Source organism: Corynebacterium sp. KPL2830, from assembly GCF_040225635.1.
Lineage (GTDB): Bacteria > Actinomycetota > Actinomycetes > Mycobacteriales > Mycobacteriaceae > Corynebacterium.
Genome location: NZ_JBEHFR010000018.1, coordinates 33,349 through 52,877 on the forward strand (window position 1 = coordinate 33,349; position 19,529 = coordinate 52,877).

17 protein-coding genes and 3 tRNA genes are annotated in these 19,529 nt (G+C 57.6%); 6 read left to right on the forward strand and 14 right to left on the reverse strand.

Annotated elements, in window-relative coordinates; genetic code table 11:
• Positions 1-90 precede the first annotated feature (90 nt).
• The 6 genes from rpoB to rplJ all read right to left on the reverse strand — a co-directional run bounded on the left by rpoB (position 91) and on the right by rplJ (position 6,812).
• Entirely contained in the window at positions 91-3,585 is a 3,495-nt protein-coding gene (rpoB, locus tag ABRP87_RS07605; protein ID WP_349868240.1) for a DNA-directed RNA polymerase subunit beta, read from the reverse strand.
• A gap of 375 nt (positions 3,586-3,960) precedes the next feature.
• Complete coding sequence (gene pgfA / locus ABRP87_RS07610) at positions 3,961-4,974, reverse strand: cell envelope lipid trafficking protein PgfA (RefSeq protein ID WP_349868241.1); 1,014 nt, start codon at positions 4,972-4,974, stop codon at positions 3,961-3,963.
• A 76-nt stretch (positions 4,975-5,050) separates the two neighbouring features.
• The gene (locus ABRP87_RS07615; protein ID WP_284864783.1) at positions 5,051-5,386 is read right to left on the reverse strand and encodes a HigA family addiction module antitoxin; all 336 of its coding nucleotides are present in this window, start codon (positions 5,384-5,386) and stop codon (positions 5,051-5,053) included.
• Positions 5,361-5,639, reverse strand: coding sequence for a type II toxin-antitoxin system RelE/ParE family toxin (locus ABRP87_RS07620; protein ID WP_284642670.1), 279 nt, complete (start codon positions 5,637-5,639; stop codon positions 5,361-5,363). Before ABRP87_RS07620 ends, ABRP87_RS07615 begins: the two co-directional genes overlap by 26 nt.
• A 173-nt stretch (positions 5,640-5,812) precedes the next feature.
• Entirely contained in the window at positions 5,813-6,202 is a 390-nt protein-coding gene (gene rplL, locus ABRP87_RS07625; protein WP_005276856.1) for a 50S ribosomal protein L7/L12, read from the reverse strand.
• Positions 6,203-6,290: 88 nt separating this feature from the next.
• A complete protein-coding gene (gene rplJ, locus ABRP87_RS07630; protein ID WP_349868242.1) occupies positions 6,291-6,812 on the reverse strand; it encodes a 50S ribosomal protein L10 in 522 nt (173 codons plus the stop codon).
• Between the two features lie 286 nt (positions 6,813-7,098).
• Between rplJ and ABRP87_RS07635 the strand changes: the two genes are divergently transcribed.
• Entirely contained in the window at positions 7,099-8,439 is a 1,341-nt protein-coding gene (locus ABRP87_RS07635) for a cryptochrome/photolyase family protein (protein ID WP_349868243.1), read from the forward strand.
• A 110-nt stretch (positions 8,440-8,549) separates the two neighbouring features.
• Here the strand turns inward: ABRP87_RS07635 and rplA are convergent, their stop codons facing one another.
• The 7 genes from rplA to ABRP87_RS07670 form a co-directional block, all read right to left on the reverse strand.
• Positions 8,550-9,254, reverse strand: a complete 705-nt coding sequence (rplA, locus tag ABRP87_RS07640) for a 50S ribosomal protein L1 (protein ID WP_023025157.1) — start codon at positions 9,252-9,254, stop codon at positions 8,550-8,552.
• A gap of 68 nt (positions 9,255-9,322) precedes the next feature.
• On the reverse strand, positions 9,323-9,766 hold the full coding sequence (rplK, locus tag ABRP87_RS07645) for a 50S ribosomal protein L11 (protein ID WP_023016714.1): 444 nt from the start codon (positions 9,764-9,766) through the stop codon (positions 9,323-9,325).
• 170 nt (positions 9,767-9,936) lie between these two features.
• Positions 9,937-10,857, reverse strand: coding sequence for a transcription termination/antitermination protein NusG (gene nusG / locus ABRP87_RS07650; protein ID WP_023025156.1), 921 nt, complete (start codon positions 10,855-10,857; stop codon positions 9,937-9,939).
• 129 nt (positions 10,858-10,986) lie between these two features.
• Entirely contained in the window at positions 10,987-11,319 is a 333-nt protein-coding gene (secE, locus tag ABRP87_RS07655; RefSeq protein WP_349868244.1) for a preprotein translocase subunit SecE, read from the reverse strand.
• A gap of 172 nt (positions 11,320-11,491) precedes the next feature.
• Positions 11,492-11,564, reverse strand: a tRNA-Trp gene (locus tag ABRP87_RS07660).
• 137 nt (positions 11,565-11,701) lie between these two features.
• A tRNA-Met gene (locus ABRP87_RS07665) sits at positions 11,702-11,773 on the reverse strand.
• A gap of 48 nt (positions 11,774-11,821) precedes the next feature.
• Positions 11,822-11,897 (reverse strand) — tRNA-Thr (locus ABRP87_RS07670).
• Between the two features lie 175 nt (positions 11,898-12,072).
• On the opposite strand from ABRP87_RS07670, the gene ABRP87_RS07675 reads away from it, so the two are divergent.
• From ABRP87_RS07675 to ABRP87_RS07695, 5 genes are all read left to right on the forward strand, one after another.
• On the forward strand, positions 12,073-13,029 hold the full coding sequence (locus tag ABRP87_RS07675; RefSeq protein ID WP_349868245.1) for a sugar-binding transcriptional regulator: 957 nt from the start codon (positions 12,073-12,075) through the stop codon (positions 13,027-13,029).
• A gap of 92 nt (positions 13,030-13,121) precedes the next feature.
• Complete coding sequence (gene deoD, locus ABRP87_RS07680; RefSeq protein WP_023025153.1) at positions 13,122-13,847, forward strand: purine-nucleoside phosphorylase; 726 nt, start codon at positions 13,122-13,124, stop codon at positions 13,845-13,847.
• A gap of 156 nt (positions 13,848-14,003) precedes the next feature.
• Positions 14,004-15,233 carry an MFS transporter gene (locus tag ABRP87_RS07685; protein WP_349868246.1) on the forward strand — a complete coding sequence of 410 codons (1,230 nt, stop codon included), beginning with the start codon at positions 14,004-14,006 and terminating at the stop codon, positions 15,231-15,233.
• 11 nt (positions 15,234-15,244) lie between these two features.
• On the forward strand, positions 15,245-15,904 hold the full coding sequence (deoC, locus tag ABRP87_RS07690; protein WP_349853326.1) for a deoxyribose-phosphate aldolase: 660 nt from the start codon (positions 15,245-15,247) through the stop codon (positions 15,902-15,904).
• Positions 15,905-15,907: 3 nt separating this feature from the next.
• A complete protein-coding gene (locus tag ABRP87_RS07695; protein ID WP_349868247.1) occupies positions 15,908-17,485 on the forward strand; it encodes a phospho-sugar mutase in 1,578 nt (525 codons plus the stop codon).
• A 281-nt stretch (positions 17,486-17,766) separates the two neighbouring features.
• On the opposite strand, the gene ABRP87_RS07700 is transcribed toward ABRP87_RS07695, so the two are convergent.
• Positions 17,767-19,212: a hypothetical protein gene (locus ABRP87_RS07700; protein WP_349868248.1), complete on the reverse strand. Its 1,446-nt coding sequence runs from the start codon at positions 19,210-19,212 to the stop codon at positions 17,767-17,769.
• Positions 19,213-19,529: the final 317 nt, after the last annotated feature.

The following is a 19,529-nucleotide window of genomic DNA, read 5'->3' on the forward strand; positions in this document are numbered from 1 at the left end:
CTTTTAATGAATTAATCTTTATTGCCCGCCCGCGGCGGTTCCGGTGGTAAACACCGGAACCGTGCATTCCGCAGTGGACCGAGAATCTATTTAGGCGATGTCAGCGGAGGAGCCCTCATCGCGGGACAAGTTAATGCCAAGCGATGGGCTATCCATGTCATCGTCATCAGAGCCAGACAGCTCCATCGGGGTGCCGTCGGTGGAAAGAACTTCCACGTTCAGGCACAGGGACTGCAGCTCCTTGAGCAACACCTTGAAGGACTCAGGGATGCCCGGATCTGGAATGTTGTCGCCCTTCACGATGGCCTCGTAGACCTTCACGCGGCCTACCACGTCATCGGACTTTATGGTCAGCAGCTCCTGCAGGGTGTAGGCAGCGCCATAAGCCTGCATTGCCCACACCTCCATCTCGCCGAAGCGCTGGCCACCGAACTGAGCCTTACCACCCAGTGGCTGCTGGGTAATCATGGAGTAAGGACCAGTGGAACGAGCGTGAATCTTCTCATCGACCAAGTGGTGCAGCTTGAGCATGTACATGTAGCCCACGGAGATGGGGTACTTGTACGGCTCGCCGGAGCGGCCATCGAAAAGCGTGGCCTTACCGTGCTCGTTGACCAGTACGTCGCCGTCGCGGTTCGGGCGGGACGATGCCAACAGGCGCTCGATCTCGTGGTTGGTAGCACCATCGAAGACCGGGGTGGCGGTCAGGGAGTCCGCAGGGACATCGTAAAGCTCTTCTGGCAAGGTCTTGAGGAGCTCGGCGTTAGCCGGATCCTCGGTGTCGACCTTCCAACCAGCGTGAGCCAACCAGCCCAAGTGCAGCTCAAGAACCTGGCCGATGTTCATACGACGCGGCACACCGTGGGTGTTCAGCAGGATGTCCACCGGGGTGCCGTCCTCCATGAACGGCATATCCTCTGGCGGCAGGATCTTGCCCACAACACCCTTGTTGCCGTGGCGGCCGGCCATCTTATCGCCGTCCTGGATCTTGCGCTTTTGTGCCACGTAGACGCGGATCATCTCGTTGACGCCAGGTGCCAGGTCGTCGTCATCATCGCGGGAGAAGCGGGCAACGCCGATGACCTTGCCCACCTCACCGTGCGGAACCTTCATGGAGGTATCGCGCACCTCGCGGGCCTTCTCACCGAAAATGGCGCGCAGCAGGCGCTCTTCCGGAGTCAGCTCGGTCTCACCCTTCGGGGTGACCTTACCCACCAGGATATCGCCGGCACGAACGTCAGCACCGATGCGGATGATGCCGCGCTCATCGAGGTCGCTCAAGACGTCCTCCGAGACGTTTGGAATCTCGCGGGTGATTTCCTCGGCACCCAGCTTGGTGTCACGAGCATCGATCTCGTGCTCCTCGATGTGGACGGAGGTCAGGATGTCCTCTTCCACGATGCGCTGGTTGAGGATGATGGCGTCCTCGTAGTTGTGGCCTTCCCATGGCATGAACGCAACCAGCAGGTTACGGCCGAGCGACATCTCACCGTTGTGGGTACCTGGGCCATCGGCCAAAACCTGGCCGGCCTCTACGCGCTGACCCATGGAAACCAGCGGGGTCTGGTTGTAGTTGGTGCCCTGGTTGGTGCGCTCGAACTTGCGCAAGATGTAGGTATCGCGCTGGCCCTCATCGTCCATGATGGTGATGACGTCGGCGGTGACGTTTTCTACCACACCGGCCTTTGGCGTGATGACGACGTCGCCGGCGTCATAGGCAGCGCGCTGCTCCATACCGGTACCCACCAGTGGGGCCTCGGAACGAACCAGCGGAACCGCCTGCTTCTGCATGTTCGCACCCATCAAGGCACGGTTAGCATCGTCGTGCTCCAAGAACGGAATCATGGCGGTACCAACGGAGACCATCTGACGCGGGGAAACGTCAACGTAGTCCACACCGGAGGCATCGGTCACTCCGATGTCACCCTCCTTCAGGCGGACCTCGATGCGCTCACCAATCAAACGGCCTTCCTCGTCCTGCTCGACCTCGGCCTGAGCAATGGCGAAGCGGTCCTCCTCATCAGCGGTGAGGTACTCCACCTGGTCCGTAATCTTGCCGTCAACGACCTTGCGGTACGGGGTCTCGATGAAGCCGAAGGGGTTCACGCGGGCGTAGGACGCCAGCGCACCAATCAGACCAATGTTTGGACCCTCAGGGGTCTCAATCGGGCACATGCGGCCGTAGTGCGAAGCGTGCACGTCTCGCACCTCGATGCCGGCGCGCTCACGGGACAGACCACCCGGGCCCAGCGCGGATAGGCGGCGCTTGTGGGTCAGGCCAGACAGGGAGTTGTTGTGGTCCATGAACTGCGAGAGCTGCGAGGTACCAAAGAACTCGCGGATAGCAGCGGAGACCGGGCGCACGTTAATCAGAGACGTCGGCGTGATGGACTCGGCATCCTGAGTGGTCATGCGCTCACGCACGACGCGCTCCATGCGGGACAGGCCCACGCGAACCTGGTTCTGGATGAGTTCACCTACGGTACGCAGACGACGGTTACCAAAGTGGTCGATGTCGTCGGTGTTCAGCGAAATCATCTCGCCGTTTGGCGCCTTCATCTCGCGCTCGCCAACGTGCAGGCGTACCAAGTACTCCAGGGTGACGGCGATGTCTTCTTCCGTCAGGGTCATTAGACCGTCGTGGTCGCCGCCAAGTCCCAGCTTGCGGTTGGCCTTGTAACGGCCAACCTTCGCAAGGTCATAGCGCTTAGCGCGGAAGAAGGAGTTATCCAACAAGGACTGCGCCAACTCGCGGGTAGGCTGCTCGCCTGGGCGCTGCTTGCGGTAGATCTCCAGCAGCGCTTCATCGGTATTGGATACACCGTCAGATTCCAAGGTGGACATCATGAGCTCAGAGAAGCTAAATCGCTCCTTGATCTGCTCCTCGGTCCAACCCAGAGCCTTCAACAGGACGGTTACCGGCTGACGGCGCTTGCGGTCAATGCGCACGCCGACGGTATCGCGCTTGTCCACGTCGAACTCCAGCCAAGCACCGCGGGAAGGAATAATCTTCACGGAGTGCAGCGGGCGTTCGGTGGACTTATCGATGGAACGATCGAAGTACACGCCCGGGGAACGCACCAGCTGGGAGACGATGACGCGCTCGGTACCGTTCACGATGAAGGTACCCATATCCGTCATGATCGGGAAGTCACCGATGAAGACGGTCTGCGACTTAATCTCTTGGGTGTCGTTATTAATGAACTCTGCGGTCACGTACAGCGGCGCGGAGTAGTTGATGTCCTTTTCTTTACACTCGTCGACGGTGTTTTTCACCGGCTCGAAGCGAGGCTCCGACAGGGACAGGGACATATTGCCCGAGTAGTCCTGAATCGGCGAGAGCTCTTCGAGGATATCCTCAAGGCCACTCGTCACGCGTGCGTCATCGCCGCGCTCAGCCTGCTCACGCTCGCGCCATTCCGGCGAGCCGACGAGCCAAGCAAAGGAATCGAGTTGTACGTCAAGGAGGCCCGGCAGGGCGATAGGCTCGCTAATTTTCGCAAACGAGTATCGCTTCGGGGCTCCGGGGATATTGGCCACTGACTTGGTCTGGCGGGAGACTGCCAAGATGGGTCCTTCCAGCACCTCACGCGGATTGCTACTCGCCCTGGCCGACGAGCAGCAAAACCGCTGGTAATTTTAGCATTCGGTCTGCTGTGGAGTGTCTGGGTTCAGAATGCACAAAATCACCTTGTCAAGTCGGTTTTGCCATCACCAACCCGAAAGGCTAAATGTGCACCGAAGATCCAGATTCCAGCGCAACGAATTAGTGTATAGGAAAAACTCAGGTATGTAAAGACACACCACTCTTAAGGCTTTTTCATTCCGCGTTCGGGGGCAAGCTCTCGCTCGCCGCTGCGCCAACGCGGCAGTAATGCTGCACCGCGTCTATCGCGGCAACCACAAGCACCGTACCACTAAAAACTCATGCAACCGCAACCCGAACCACACTTAAGGCTCTTAGCTGGAACTTTGCCTAGCTATTTGGGTGACGTTTTTCTTTCCGTGACGGCGTACATGCTTGTTTTTACGGTCATATATTCCAAGTGCCCCAATGACCCCAATAAAGGTAAGCAAGATACCGATTCCTAGGGCTACCCAGCGCGCGATCTCCGCCATGTGGTTGCGTGGGAATGATTCTGCTTCCGCGATGAGCGCCGCACGGCTTTCCTGTGAAGTGGAACCATTAAAGACAAAGGCTCGCTCGCGCCCTACCCCCTCGCGATCCGCGTAGTAGTCATCGATATCCATATCCATGCCCACCACCAAGCCGGTGGCTTGGTCGACGTAGAAGTCTCGGCTGCCCGAGTGCATCAAATAACCAGGTTCTTGACCCCCATCTTCCTTGGGGAAGGAGGTGGTATTGCCATCGGCGGCATACAGCTGCGCTACGTTCGTTGGTTCAATTTCCTGGTGATAGCGATACACCGTGCGGCCTTCTATGTCAGTTTCTTCTTCAAAGACCGCGTCCACCGCCTTGCGCAGGGTGGGGTCAAAAACCGGGTAGTTCGTTTTCTCCGCATCCGCTGGGAATTTCAGCCAGTACCCGTCGATGGCCACCTGATCTTCGGGGCTAGCCAAAGTGTGGCTCAGGCTGGCTTCTGCCTCTGCCTCACCGCTCAGACGGTCGATGGGATAGGTCCACACCTGCGCCTGGCTTAAATCGTCGATGCCCTGACCATCGCCGCGCAGGCGCGTCTCCCCTATGCGCAGCGTCGCGGTATCTTCATCTGAAGGCTCTTGGATGCCCGCATTAATCTGGTAGGTCATCGGCCCAGAATAAGGCGACGTGCCATCCTTATTGACCACTTGGGAATCCGCGGAGTCATCCTTAAGGGTCCACGTAGTGTTTTTGAGTTCCAACGGCAACCGCGGCGAGAAATCCAAAAACGCCGGCGCCGCTACTCCGGCGGCCACCAGCGCTACGCCGAGGCCAAGTAAAAGGACGGAAAAGATGCGGGACTTGGGCAGCATGGGGGCTAATTCTACAGCGCTAACCCCCGAATCCTAGTTTCTACAGGCGGGCCTGAGCGGACTAAACCTAAGATTCCTACGCCGTGTGCTTATCCCAGGCAATAATGCCGCTCGTGTCCGTCGTGCGCCGAGCGCACCAAAGGTCATATTCTTCTTGCAATCCCAACCAGAATTCGGCGGAATTGCCAAAATATGCTGAAAGACGCAAAGCCATATCCGCGCTCAATCCAATTCGCCCTCGGACAAGCTTCGAAATCTGGGATTTGCTGCTAAAAACGTCCTTCGCCAAGCGATATTGAGTAATACCTAAAGGCGTTAAAAACTCTTCGCTTAATACCTCACCTGGGTGCGGCACAGGGACTATGTCCAGTGCTCCTTCAGACCCATTAGTGGTAATCGATGAAGTCAACATCGATAGCTCCCTTCTCTGTCCACCGGAAAATTATCCTCCACTGTGCATTTACTCGAATCGAATAAAAGCCTTCGAACTGACCTCTAAGCTTTTCCAGGTGATTCGCTGGCGGAACTCTTAAATCAGAAACTGTCGCAGATCGATCAATCATGATCAACTTCCGGCGTAATACTTTCCGCAATTCAGGAGGTACGTACTTGGGCGATTTACCATTAATGTGAAACAGCTCTAAGCTATCTCTCCTAAATTCCACAATCCTATAGTGTCACACTTTGAAACTTGAGTCTACCGCTGAGACAATCATTATTAGAGTCGTCGCAACGACCCACTAAGCTCAAGGAACCCGCAAAACGGGAGAAACCCCCATCTCCCACCGCGTATAGCGCGGTAAGAGTGGGGGCTTCGAAAGCGTGAAGCTCAGTTAAATTACTTGAGCTCGACGGAAGCGCCAGCCTCTTCCAGCTTGGTCTTAGCAGCCTCAGCGTCGTCCTTGGAAGCGCCTTCGATGATGGCCTTAGGTGCGCCCTCAACCATTTCCTTAGCTTCCTTCAGGCCCAGGCCGGAGACGAGCTCGCGGACAGCCTTAATAACGCCGATCTTCTTAGCGCCAGCGTCGGTCAGAACGACGTCGAACTCGGTCTGCTCCTCAGCAGCGGAAGCGCCGCCCTCAGCCGGGGCGCCCGGTGCAGCAGCGGCAACCGGTGCAGCAGCCTCAACGTCGAAGACGTCCTCGAATTCCTTAACGAACTCAGACAGTTCGATGAGGGTCATTTCCTTGAAAGCTTCAATGAGCTCGTCCTTGGTGAGCTTAGCCATGATGGCAAGTCCTTTCTGTGTTGTGTGCTTGTTCCCCGGTGATGGGGTAACAGGCACGGTGTTTTATGTGTGCGTCTGTTGTGACGACTTAAGCTTCTGCTTCCTTCTTGTCCTGCAGAGCAACAACGGTGCGAACCGCCTTGGTTGCAGGAGCGTTGAAGACAGCGGCTGCCTTCGCCATAGAACCCTTCATAGCGCCAGCCAGCTTTGCGAGGGTGGTCTCGCGGTTGTCCAGCTTGGCGATGGCCTGAACCTGCTCCGCAGACAATGCGTCGCCGTCCATGTAGCCACCCTTGATGACGAGTGCCTTGTTGTCATCAGCAAACTTGGTGATGACCTTCGCAGCATCTACTGCCTCGCCCTTGATGAACGCAATTGCGGTCGGGCCAGTCAGCAAATCATCAAGACCTTCGATGCCAGCTTCGTTGGCAGCGATCTTGAAGAGGGTGTTCTTGGCGACGGAGTAGTCAACGTCAAAGCCCAGGTTGTTACGCAGCTCCTGCAGCTGGGATACGGTCAGGCCGCGGTACTCAGTCAAAACGACGGAGCCAGAATCGGCCAGCTTCTCCTTCAGCTCTGCCAAGTCTGCAGTGTTCTTTGGGTTTGCCATTGTCTCTCGCCTCCTTCCAAAACATCTCTTTTATTTTCCGCCGGGGCCTTCCAAAAAGAAAAGCCCCGTGCAAGAGCACAGGGCGTGCGACATGAGAAATGCCGCGGAATGCGCAAAGTGTCTCCTGCGTGGGCCGCCTCCATGGTGGAGAACTTTCAATCCTTAATGGATGACCAACGGTCTTCGGTGAACTTTGACTCGGCCACAAGGCCGTTCAAACTTCAGAAGCGATACTACCGTACTTTCCTCGTATTCCCAAATTGCCCACCCGCGTAGGCTATCTACTATGACTTCCCTCATGTGGTTTCGCGATGACCTGCGCTTATCCGATAACCAGGCTCTCACCCGCGCAGCGCAAGCCGCCACCGATGATAAAGACGGTTCAAAGCCAGAGTTAGTGGCCATAGTTCTCGATGAGCCCGCCTACCCCGGTACCCGACCACTCGGTGGTGCCAGCAATTGGTGGCGGGAGCGCTCGCTTTATGCCCTTGCGCAGGACCTCGCAACCTGCGGGGTGAAGCTCCTCCGCGCTACCGGGGATGCCCGCACCGTCATTCCCCGCATCGCCCACGAGGTTGGCGCCGATACCGTCACCTGGAACCGCCGCTACCACGGCCCGCTGCGCGAGGTAGACGCCAGGGTCAAAGCAACGCTTGCCGATGCCGGAATTAACGCCATCTCCTGCCCCGGTTTCACCCTCGTGGAGCCATGGGAGGTCACCAACGCCCAGGGCAACCCTTATAAAGTCTTTACTCCCTTCGCGGCCGCCGCGCGGTCCCAGCTTGCTGATGAGGAACCGCTGCCAGTACCGGAATTGCTGGCGGGGCGGGAGATGGGGGCATCGGCAAGCAGCAGCTGGCCCGATCCCAGCGCCGCTGAACCGAAGTGGGCTGCGTCGCTCGCCCAGTATTGGACGCCAGGGGAGGCAGGTGCGCGCGAACGCCTAGCCCAGCTCGACTTAACTCACTATGCCAGAGAACGCGATATACCCGCGCACAACGCCACTTCTCTGCTATCGCCGCACCTGCGCTTTGGCGAGGTATCCCCGCGCGAGGTCTGGGTGGCCGCCGCCGAGGAGCCCGACGCGGAGAAGTTCCACTCCGAGTTGCTGTGGCGCGACTTTGCCTGGCACCGGCTCTACCACCTGCCCGATCTGGCCACCCGCAACGTGCAGCAAAAATTCAACCGCTTCGACTGGTCCTGGGATGACCCGCGGCTAAAGGATTGGCAGGACGGGACGACGGGTATACCGCTTGTCGATGCCGGTATGCGCGAACTCTGGAAAACCGGATACATGCACAATCGCGTGCGCATGGTGGTGGGATCGTTTCTCACCAAGAACCTGGGAATCCATTGGCGCCTAGGCGAGGAATGGTTTTGGGACACCCTGGTGGATGCCGATGCCGCATCCAACCCATTTAACTGGCAATGGGTGGCCGGCTGCGGCGATGATGCCGCGCCCTTCTTCCGCATCTTCAACCCTGAAACCCAGGCACAGCGCTTCGTCCCCGAAGGCGCCTATATCCGCCGCTGGGCTCCCACGCTATCCGCCCCACCCATCGTGGATCTCAGGCAGTCGCGCCAGGCGGCCCTAGATGCCTACGCCGAGGTCAAAGGCGCAGACTAACGCTCAATACCTAGACTTTTCGTTCACACCGCAAGGCCTGTTGAACGATGCAAAAGACCCCAAGGAAAATCCTCGGGGTCTTCATTCACGCGCTATGCGCTATCACCGTCTTAGTCGGTGTAGCCCTTCTGTACGGAGCCGTCCACAGGAATGCCTGGGCCGGAGGTGGTGGAGATGGTGGCGCGCTTGATGTAGATGCCCTTAGCGGAAGCAGGCTTCAGGCGCTGGATCTCATCCATGAGGGCGCCGTAGTTCTCAGCGAGCTTCTCAGCATCGAAGGAAGCCTTACCAAGGATGGCGTGCAGGTTTGCAGCCTTGTCCACGCGGAAGGAGATCTTACCGCCCTTAACCTCGCTAATTGCCTTAGCAACGTCATTGGTCACGGTACCGGTCTTCGGGTTAGGCATCAGACCACGTGGGCCCAAGACGCGGGCGACGCGGCCAACCTTGGCCATTTGGTCCGGGGTAGCGATGGCAACGTCGAAGTCCAGGTTGCCCTCGTTGATCTGCTCGATCAGCTCGGAGGTACCGACGATGTCAGCGCCAGCTTCCTGGGCTGCGGTTGCCTTCTCGCCCTCAGCGAAGACGGCGACGCGAACGTCCTTACCGGTGCCGTTAGGCAGGGACACGGTCCCGCGCACCAGCTGATCAGCCTTGCGTGGGTCAACGCCCAAGCGGAAGACGACGTCAACGGTGGCGTCAAAGTTCTTGGAGGAGGTCTCCTTGGCCAGCTTTGCAGCCTCGATCGGACGGTACAGGCGGGACTTATCTACCAGTTCCGCAGCGGCCTTATAAGCCTTAGACTTGGTGCTCATTTAACAATTCCTTTTCTGGATTGGCGTGGTATTTGGCGGGCCGAAGCTGGCCCTACCACATAAAGTTTTTACTTCTCCGGTGCGCCATCAATGTTAAGGCCCATGGAGCGGGCGGTACCAGCGATGATGTGTGCGCCGGCCTCGATGTCGCGGGCGTTGAGGTCCTCGAACTTGGTCTGTGCAATTTCTTTGCACTGATCCCAGGTGACAGTGCCGACCTTATCGGTGTGCGGGACACCGGAGCCCTTCTGGACGCCTGCGGCCTTCAGCAGCAGCTTGGCTGCCGGCGGGGTCTTCAGCTTGAAGTCGAAGGAGCGGTCTTCGTAGACGGTGATCTCAACAGGGACCACGTTGCCACGCTGGTTTTCGGTAGCGGCGTTATAAGCCTTGCAGAATTCCATGATGTTGACGCCGTGGGCACCCAGTGCCGGGCCAACTGGCGGTGCCGGGTTAGCGGCGCCAGCCTCGATCTGCAGCTTGATGAAGCCGGAAACCTTCTTCTTTGGAGCCATCGAATTACCTCTTTCCTGTGGTACCGGGACCTGCGTCACGATGAATAACGCGGCCCGTCCGGATGCTCACCTCAGTGGGCCACCGGAGGATGAAACGATTTACGCGTGCGCACAGAAAAGGCGCACGGCGTTCCAGTCTAGAACACCGTGCGCCCTGCACAAAATCATTTTTAAGAAATGCGCTCGATTTCTGTCGGCGACAATTCCACTGGGGTTTCGCGGCCAAAGATGGAGACCAAGCCCTGCATCTTGCCTGTCTCCGGGTCGATTTCAGAAATGGTGGCGGACACGGCAGCCAACGGGCCGGACAGGATAGTGACGGCCTCGCCCACCTCGAAGTCGTGGGCGTACTTCTTGGCCACCTCCTTCTCCGGCAAGTCAACAACCTGCTCGCCCTCTTGCTCGTTTGGAGCGGCCTCGCCCTTGGTGGCGGGCGCTTCATTCGGCATGAGGAACTTGGCCACGTCGCGGGTCTTAACCGGCGTCGCGTTGCCCTCATTGCCCACGAAGGAGGTAACGCCTGGGGTTTCGCGGATGACCGACCAGGCGGCATCGTTAAGCTCAGCGCGCACTAGGACGTAGCCCGGCAGCAGCTTGCGCTTGACAATCTTTTTCTTGCCGTCCTTGTTTTCCATGATCTGCTCGATGGGGACGACGACCTCGAAGATGGAATCTTCCACCTCAAGGGTCTGCGCACGCATGTCGAGGTTGGTGCGCACCTTGTTCTCGTAACCGGAGTAGCACTGGATGATGTACCACTGGCCTGGCTGCTTCTTCAGCTCGCGGGTGAATTCACGCAAGCGCTTGCGGTAAGCGGCGTCCTCGGCCTCTTCCTCGGTTTCGGCGGAAGCCCCTGCAGCGTCCTCTTCTGCGGCGGGCTCGGCCTCTGCCGAGGGCTCGGACTCTGCTGCGGGGGCATCGGCAAGCGCAGCGTCTTCTGCGTCACCTGCGCCAGCCTCAGCAGGCGCTGCGGCCTCCTCTTGGGCGTCCTCGACTGCGCTGGCGTGCTCTGCCGCCTGCTCTTGCACGTTGGACTGCATGGCCTCCTCTAGGGAGGTTCCTGGGTTTTCGACGTTATTCTCGTCGCTCATGAGTGGTACTCCAAAATGTCATCGGCGCGTGTTGTAGAACCAGCCTACCCGCGGCGCGCGTGGGCAAAAAGTATCCCGCCGTTCCGGAGTGCGGAAACAGCGGGATAAAAGTTTATGGAGTTATTCTAACTAATTGGTCAGAATCTTCTCAACTCCGAGGCCAGCCAGGGTGTCAACGCCCCAGACCAAGGCGGTGATGACGATCAAGAAGGCGAACGTGATGAGGGTGTACTGCAGCATCTCTCCACGGGTGGGCCACACCACCTTCTTCATTTCAGAAACAACCTCGCCAGGGAATGCGGCGACGCCGCCACCCGGGCTGTCGGTGCGGTTTTTATCCTCAACGCGGACGACGTTCTTGTTCGCCGAGTCCGTGGAGGTCGTGGAAGCCGCACCAGAAAGCTGGCGCTTACCGGTGGGACGCGGGGCCGCCGAGCCCTTCGGCTGCTGCTCATCGCTCACAGCTAACCCTCCTTGGGAAATGAATTCTTTTTCCGAGCGCGATATTCCGCCCAGACATAACTTTGTCAACCCTAGCAAAAGGTGCACGGGCAGGAAAGCACGCCGGGGCGGATGCGCGCCGCTGTGACAAAAATATCCCCGCCATCTGGAAAGCAGATGACGGGGATCCTTGCAGGGGCGACAGGACTCGAACCTGCAACCTACGGTTTTGGAGACCGTTGCGCTACCAATTGCGCCACGCCCCTATTTTGTTATCCGTGACGCTTGAGCGCCACGCGCCGATGACCTTACCAGATCCCTAATTCCGCACGGAAACCAGTACGCCGCTAAGGCCATAGGCACGGTAGTAAAAAAGCGCCGTAGTGGCGCTTTTCTTTCCCGGTAGCGATGGCGAGAATTGAACTCGCGACACAGCGATTATGAGTCGCTTGCTCTACCACTGAGCTACACCGCCATGGTGAACACCTTCATCCTGCAAGAAAATATTTCCTCCAGACATGAATGGAGCCCCCTGACAGAATCGAACTGTCGACCTTTTCCTTACCATGGAAACGCTCTGCCGACTGAGCTAAGGGGGCATATCCCAGCATCAAGCACGTCAATATTTCGTTGTGCTCTCCGTTGCGGACTTCAATAATGTAACCTGACACCTCCACTTTGCACAAATCGCCACGTCAGCGCCCCATAAGCGAGGAAATTTCTGGGGCTTATTCGATGCTGGCCCTCCCCGCCCGGTGTGCTTGAATGAAAGGCATGCTGGATCATAAAGACTGTCTTTCTATCGACGCCGCGAAGCTCTACTACAACTCCGGGTTTTCGCAGGCGGAGGTGGCGGCACACCTGGGGATTTCCCGGCCGACGGTCTCCAAATTGCTCACCCATGCCGCCGAGCGCGGCTTTGTCACCGTGAGTATTACCGATCCCCGCGAGCAGTCCGATGAGCTGGTTTCTGCACTCTGCGAGCGCTTTTCGCTTGCCGATGCCCGCGTCACCGCCACCCCTCCCGGCGGATCTCTGCTCGCGGATTTGGGCAGCGCTGGCGCCGCCCTATTGGAAGAGCTCATTACCGATCACACTTCGGTAGGCTTGTCCTGGGGCGAAACCATGTCCGCGGTGGCCTCCCATTTGCGCAAGCGGCCACTGGATGGCGTGGACATCATCCAGCTCAAGGGCGGGCATTCCCACTCGGATCGCTCCACCAAGGATCTGCAGACGATGCAGGCGTTTACCCAGGCCTTTAATGCCGAGGCGCACCTGCTTCCCCTTCCAGTCATCTTCGATTCCGTTGAAGCCAAGGAATGGGTCTCCCGCGATAGGCATATTGCCAAGATTTTGCAGATGGGGGCATCAGTAAGCGTGGCAGTATTTACCGTCGGCGCCATGGAAAAAGAATCGCTCGCGCTTAACTTGGGATATCTCACCGAAAGCGAAGAGGAAGAATTGCTCACCAATGCGGTGGGAGATGTATGCTCGCGCTTTTTCACCGCCCAAGGCGATGTTGCCAGTCAGGCGGTGGATGAGCGCACCGTTGGCATTAGCCTGAGCGATTTAACAACACGCCCCACCCGCGTCTTAGTAGCCGGCGGTGCCCATAAGGCCGAGGCACTACAGGTCGCTTTGGATATGGGCCTTGCCACCCACCTAGTCACGGATCGAACTACGGCACACAAACTGGTGAACTCTACAGAGAGGCGCCTTCCTCACCATTAATGCACATTTGTTAATTATTTCATTGACATTGGTGCCACGGGGGCTAAACTGACTGGTGACACAGTCCACCAGTCAACGTTGAGGAGTACTCCATGTCTCAGACCGAGATTTCCACCCCGCACATCAATCCGCATGGCGCCCCCATCGCAGAGACCGTTTTGCTGCCCGGCGATCCCCTCCGCGCCAAATTCATCGCGGATACCTTCCTGGAAGATGTCGTCCAATTCAATGAAATCCGCAACATGCTGGGCTTTACCGGCACCTACAACGGCAAGCCCATCTCCGTTATGGGCACGGGTATGGGAATTCCCTCTATCGGTATCTACTCCTGGGAATTGATCCATAAGTTCGGTGCGAAGAAGCTCATCCGCGTCGGCTCCATCGGTGCTATGCAGGAAGACATCGAATTGCACGACGTCATCGTGGCAGCTTCTGCTTCTACCGATTCCAACTTCCTGTCACAGTATGACCTGCCTGGTACCTACGCCCCCACCGCATCCTGGAAGCTGCTCAAGGCGCTGGTAGATGAGGCCGAGCGCCAGGAGACCCCGATTCACGTGGGCAATATCCTAAGCACCGACACGTTCTACCACATGGACCAGACCGTCAACGGCCGCTGGGCACACATGGGCGTGCTTGGCGTGGAGATGGAATCCGCCGCGCTCTATGCCACCGCCGCCGAGGCTGGCGTGGATGCATTGGGCCTATTTACCGTCTCAGACAATGTGGTCAACGGCACCCAGCTTTCTGCCGAGGACCGCCAGAGCGCATTCCACACCATGATGAAACTCGCTTTGCCGCTTAACGCAGTCGACTAAGCTCCTCCTTCTACAAAGGACTACTACTTCCATGCTGAAAAAAGTTAAGGCCATGCCGGGGATCGCACCCAGGTCAACCCCAAGGCGGCCGTCCCTATCCTCCTTTTCGTCTTCGTCTTCTCCCTCATCATTGACAATGGGTTCAAGACGATGACCATGCCGATCGCGGAAGCGCTGGAGATCTCCGATAAGACCGCTTCGCTGCAGGCCTCCCTTGCTGGCGTCATCATTGGTATCGGCGCCGTCGTCTACGCCGCCTTGGCAGACTCCATCTCTATTCGGAAGCTCATGCTTACCGGCATAGTTTTTGTGGCCGTAGGCTCCATCTTGGCCTTCATCTTCTCTGGTTCATGGGCCATGGTGCTGACCGGCCGCCTGATTCAAACCACTGGTTTGGCCGCCGCTGAGACGCTCTACGTTATCTACGTGACCAAACATTTGAGCGAGGATGACCAAAAGACCTACCTCGGCTTTTCCACCGCTGCCTTCCAGGCCGGCCTGCTCATTGGCGCGCTGACCTCCGGGTTCATCTCCACCTATGTGTCCTGGACGGCGATGTTCCTCATCCCACTTATCCTCCTGCTCACCATTCCGCCCATCATTAAGAATGTGCCAGAAGATGAGGCCGTGGAGGGTCACCTGGACGCACTTGGCCTGTTCTTTGTCGCCCTCTTCGCCAGCGCCCTCATCTTGTTTATGCAGGATTACCTCTGGTACTGGCTCGTCGTGGCGGCCATTGGCTTAGTCCTGTTCATCGTGCACATCAAGAACGCGAAGAACCCAGTGGTCACCCCGGATTTCTTTACCAATGGACGCTACGTGTGGACCATCGTCATGGTGCTCTTTGTCTATTCCACCCAGCTGGGCTTTATCTTCCTGCTTCCCTATGCAGCCCAGGACATGCACGGGATGAGCCTTGACCGCGCTTCGTTGTTGCTCATTCCTGGGTATGCCTGCGCCGTGCTCGTCGGTGTTTTATCCGGCAAGATCGGCACGGTGCTCTCGTCTCGATCCACCATCTATACTGCTTTTGCTTTGGTTGCAGGTTCCTTATTCATTGCCGCGCTCTTTGCACAGGTTCACGTAGCCGTGCTTGTTATCACCATCATTGCCTTTGCCAGCGGCTTTTCCCTGATGTACGCACCACTGGTCAATACCGCGCTGCGCAATATCACCGCAGCCAAGTCCGGTATCGCCATCGGCTTTTATAACCTCACCATCAATATCGCCATCCCGCTGGGCATTGCGTACACCGCCAAGCTGATGGAGTCCACCAGCTACACCACCACCCTGTTCATTCTCACCGTCATCGCCCTCTTCGGTTCCGCGCTGTACATCATTTCGGATCTGAAGATGGCTAAAAACGAACCCGCCGCAGTTTCCTAAAGGAGAAAATCATGACTTCCCAGAATCTCACCCGCTCAGACGTTGCTTCCTATATCGACCACACCCTGCTCAAGCCGGAGGCCACCCCGGAGCAATTCCGCGCCCTGGTAGAAGAGGCCACCAAGCTTGGTACCTACGCCGTGTGCGTCTCCCCTTCCGCCCTGCCGCTCGAGACCCCGGAGTCCCTCCATGTCGCCACGGTCGTGGGCTTTCCCTCCGGCGCCGTCAAGCCGGAAATCAAGGCCGCTGAGGCCGCCCGCGCGGTTGCCGATGGCGCCGAGGAAGTAGACATGGTCATCAACATCCCGCTGGCCATCGAAGGCCGCGCCGAGGAGCTGCAGGCAGAAATCCAGGCCGTGCGCGATGCCATCCCAGGCAAGGTGCTCAAGGTCATCATCGAGTCTGCCGCGCTTTCCGATGCCGCCATCGTCCTCGCCTGCCAGGCCTCCGCTGCCGCCCAGGCGGACTTTGTCAAGACCTCCACCGGCTTCCACCCCGCCGGCGGCGCCTCCACCCACGCGGTAAAGCTCATGCGCGAGACCGTAGGCGACAAGCTGGGTGTGAAGGCCTCCGGCGGCATCCGCACCGCCAAGGATGCCCTCGCCATGATCGAGGCCGGCGCCAGCCGCCTGGGGCTGTCCTCCTCCGCCAAGATCCTCGAGGAGCTTTAAGCCATGTCTGTGGATACGAGCTTCGATTTCGACTACGCCCGCACCTGGGCCGAACACGATCCGGATGCGGACACCGCCCGCCAGGTGCTGACATGGATCGAGGAAGATAATTCCGAAGAACTCGCCGCCGCCTTCGCTGGCCCCCTGAACTTTGGTACCGCAGGCCTGCGCGCTGCCGTGGGCGCGGGCGAATCCCGCATGAACCGCGCGGTGGTTATTCGCACCACCTACGGGCTTATCACCTGGCTCAAGCAGCAGGTGGATACCCCAGTCGTGGTCATCGGCTGCGATGCCCGCCACGGCTCTGCGCAGTTCCAGCGTGATGCCGCGCAGGTCATCTCCGCCGCCGGTGGTAACGCCCTGGTCCTGCCCGCGCAGAACCCTACCCCACTGACAGCCTTCACGGTCCGTTCCCTGGGCGCGGATGCCGGCATTATGGTTACCGCCTCCCACAACCCGCCTGCCGATAATGGCTACAAGGTCTACCTGGGCGGCCGCGTTGCCACCGGCCCGGGCGAGGGCGTGCAGCTTATCTCCCCAGCCGATAAGGAGATCGCCGCCGCCATTGCTAAGGCCCCCTACGCCGACGAGGTCCCGCTCACCTCCGATCACATCGAGGACGTCGATACCCGTGCGGAGTACCTCGAGCGCGCCGCCGCGTTGGTCGGTGAAAATACCGATATCACCATCGCGCTGACCGCCATGCACGGCGTAGGTGCCGAACTGGGCAAGGAACTGCTGTCTCGCTGCGGCTTTAACGTCTCGCTGGTGCCAGAGCAGGCCGCTCCTGACCCAGATTTCCCTACGGTCTCCTTCCCCAACCCGGAGGAGCCCGGCGCGCTGGATCTTGGCATTCAGCATGCCGAGAAAATCGGCGCCGATATCCTTATTGCTTATGACCCTGACGCCGATCGCTGCGCCGCCGCCGTGCCCACCGATGGCACCTGGCGCCAGCTCAGTGGCGATGAGACCGGCGCCTTGCTTGGCGATTATCTCGCCCGCCGCGGCGCTACCGGCAACTTCGCCAACTCCCTCGTATCGTCCCGCCTACTCGGGCGCATCGCCGCGCACTACGGCCTCGGCCACGAGGAAACCCTGACCGGTTTCAAGTGGATCGCCCGCACTCCGGAGCTCGCCTTCGGCTACGAAGAAGCCATTGGTTTCTGCCCCGATCCCAACGCAGTGCGCGACAAGGACGGCATCTCCACCTCCGTGGTGCTCGCCAGCCTCGCCGCCGAATGCAAGGCAGCCGGAAGCAGCCTCCTAGGCCGCTTGGACGACATCTACGCCACGGTCGGCGCCCTGCACACGCAGCCGCTGACCTTCCGCGTCGAGGACCTGAGCCTGATTACCCAAGCAATGGAAAAAGTTTCTACCACCCCACCGACCGAGCTCGCCGGCTCCCCGGTGTCCAAGGTGGAAAAGTTTGCCCAAGGCTCGAAGTTCTTCACCGATAACGATGACCGCGTTATCGTTCGCCCCTCCGGCACCGAGCCCAAGCTCAAGTGCTACCTGGAGTCCCCCGACGCCGGTCGCCTCGATGCCATCGCGGCCGATCTGCGCGATTACTTCGGGCTCTAAGCCCTCAAAGCCGGGTTATGCCCTGTGCACCTATTGAGGCCCGCTGTTTCCACTACTTGGACAGCAGCGGGCCTGTAAAGCAGACTTTCATTGCAGCTGCACTGGCTTATGCAGGTTGGGCCCTATGGTCTCGTCAACCTCCAACAAATCCAGTATGGAATAGTTTCTCGAGTTCCCAGCCTGGCCAAGATGAAGAGATTTAAAGGCAACTGACGCTGCTAAATTCTTGGGATCCAGGTCATGTTGGATGCTCGCGATAAGCAATTGATCGATCCCATTTACTAAAGTGGGATAACTTTATCCGCGACGGATTCAATCCCGTTACCTACAACCCGTCCGCTGTGGACGATCAAATTTCGCTTCCGGTATAGACGCTGAAATTCCCTTTGCAGAATACCGGAAGTGCGTTCGAAGATTTCGCTTGGATTATTAAAAGCTTCTTGCATCTTGCCGATAGCTAGTTGATCGACGGGATCGAGAAGATAAAAATCATTCCGCTCTAGGATTACACTCTCCATTAGCTTTGCTCTCTCTATGCTAGCTTCCGCATTTTTGATCTGCGCTGCTACCGAGCACTCGCCTTTGTAACGATCTGCATAATTCTTAGCTAACCACGTCATTTCGGTACGAAAATAACTCGCCGCGACTACGCGCGCCATTCTTTCGGCACCAATTCGATCATCCTCGCCCGAATCCACTAAAAGGGATTCGATGGCAACCCATCCATTGACAAGAGCCACGTGGGGATTGTTCGTCTGAAGAGGTTCTATAATAGCCAGAATATTTCTGGGTTTATTTCCGATTTCCAAATGGTGGAGAGTGTCCGCCCTCTGGAATGCACGGAGTTTCAAAGGTTGGATTCCCCGCCGAGTGGGAAAGGAGTTCCCCTTTTCTTTAGACCACATGACAGGAAGAATGGAGAACCGGTTTTCGGATCCAGATTCAAACTTAAAAGATAGCTGCGACAGTAATTGTTGTGCCTGACTGGCAGCTTCGTTTACGTCACGTGCTTGCACATTAAGTATGAAACCGCCATGATGACGCTCGGTCTTTGCCTGAGGAGCGTGCTTGTGTTTCCACTGCTTCAGTTGTTTTGCACTAAGCCACTCAGAGGGTGGCGTAGATGAATGAAGAAAGTCAGGAGCGCGGTCGACAGGAACTGCAAAGCTAAAGTTCTTAGCCTTATATTTTATCCTCTTGTCTAATTCACGCAGGAGGGTGGAGAATTCACAGTGGTCATCCGAAGTTTTGTAGTCATGTATAACGCTATAGATGCTTGGTGCAGGCACGCCACAGTAAAGCAAGTGCGACACGATACGCTTCGCAGTTCCCTCTACATCTAGATTTCCAGCTTTACTTGGAGACTCGAATACATCTGCCCAATTTTGTAGATAGGTCTGCTTCAAATCTTGTGCGTGCTTCTCAGCTAGCTGGACATCGTGACTATTCGCATTGCTAGCGGAACCGATATTATCCACAATGCTATTAAGGTTCTTTTGGATAGAGGATACTCCCAAATCATTTCCAAGAGCCTTACGCATATGCCCACGCAGCTCCTTTAATGCTGCTGAGCTGGTCCCAGGGATCCTCGATTCGTTTAAGGCCTCATCGACCAACTCGAGAGTGCCAGCGCGCCAATCCCTCCGGTGCCAAGGGGTGGTGCGGGAGGTCAATTCAAGCATACGAGGCACTATGCCTTCTAGCTTTTCTGGTTTGATGATGATCATCGGTGTGCTAACCTAAAAGTTGCAAATGGGAATCACGTAAAAGATATGTCATTACCTTTGTACATTGACATTCTTTTGCCTGTACTCCCATTCTAGCTTCAGAGGCGCTCCCCTTCTTATGGGTTGAGCGCCTCTTTTTATGTGCACCTGCCCCGGATGGCTTAAACCGCGGCCTAAACACACATTTTGTCGTTTAACCCGTCGTTTAAGCCTAGGCTGAGGCCACTCCATCGCACTAACCGCGGCCTAAACGACAGGATGTGTTGGTGAAGTTATATGTTTAGCCGGTCTGGCGTGCTGGTATTAGGATTATTTCA

Coding starts and splice junctions, on each gene's coding strand:
- pgfA (WP_349868241.1), bottom strand. CDS start 4,974: ATGCTGCCCAAGTCCCGCATCTTTTCCGTCCTTTTACTTGGCCTCGGC.
- ABRP87_RS07615 (WP_284864783.1), bottom strand. CDS start 5,386: ATGTTGACTTCATCGATTACCACTAATGGGTCTGAAGGAGCACTGGAC.
- rplL (WP_005276856.1), bottom strand. CDS start 6,202: ATGGCTAAGCTCACCAAGGACGAGCTCATTGAAGCTTTCAAGGAAATG.
- rplJ (WP_349868242.1), bottom strand. CDS start 6,812: ATGGCAAACCCAAAGAACACTGCAGACTTGGCAGAGCTGAAGGAGAAG.
- ABRP87_RS07635 (WP_349868243.1), top strand. CDS start 7,099: ATGACTTCCCTCATGTGGTTTCGCGATGACCTGCGCTTATCCGATAAC.
- rplA (WP_023025157.1), bottom strand. CDS start 9,254: ATGAGCACCAAGTCTAAGGCTTATAAGGCCGCTGCGGAACTGGTAGAT.
- rplK (WP_023016714.1), bottom strand. CDS start 9,766: ATGGCTCCAAAGAAGAAGGTTTCCGGCTTCATCAAGCTGCAGATCGAG.
- nusG (WP_023025156.1), bottom strand. CDS start 10,857: ATGAGCGACGAGAATAACGTCGAAAACCCAGGAACCTCCCTAGAGGAG.
- ABRP87_RS07675 (WP_349868245.1), top strand. CDS start 12,073: ATGCTGGATCATAAAGACTGTCTTTCTATCGACGCCGCGAAGCTCTAC.
- deoD (WP_023025153.1), top strand. CDS start 13,122: ATGTCTCAGACCGAGATTTCCACCCCGCACATCAATCCGCATGGCGCC.
- ABRP87_RS07685 (WP_349868246.1), top strand. CDS start 14,004: ATGCCGATCGCGGAAGCGCTGGAGATCTCCGATAAGACCGCTTCGCTG.
- deoC (WP_349853326.1), top strand. CDS start 15,245: ATGACTTCCCAGAATCTCACCCGCTCAGACGTTGCTTCCTATATCGAC.
- ABRP87_RS07695 (WP_349868247.1), top strand. CDS start 15,908: ATGTCTGTGGATACGAGCTTCGATTTCGACTACGCCCGCACCTGGGCC.
- ABRP87_RS07700 (WP_349868248.1), bottom strand. CDS start 19,212: ATGATCATCATCAAACCAGAAAAGCTAGAAGGCATAGTGCCTCGTATG.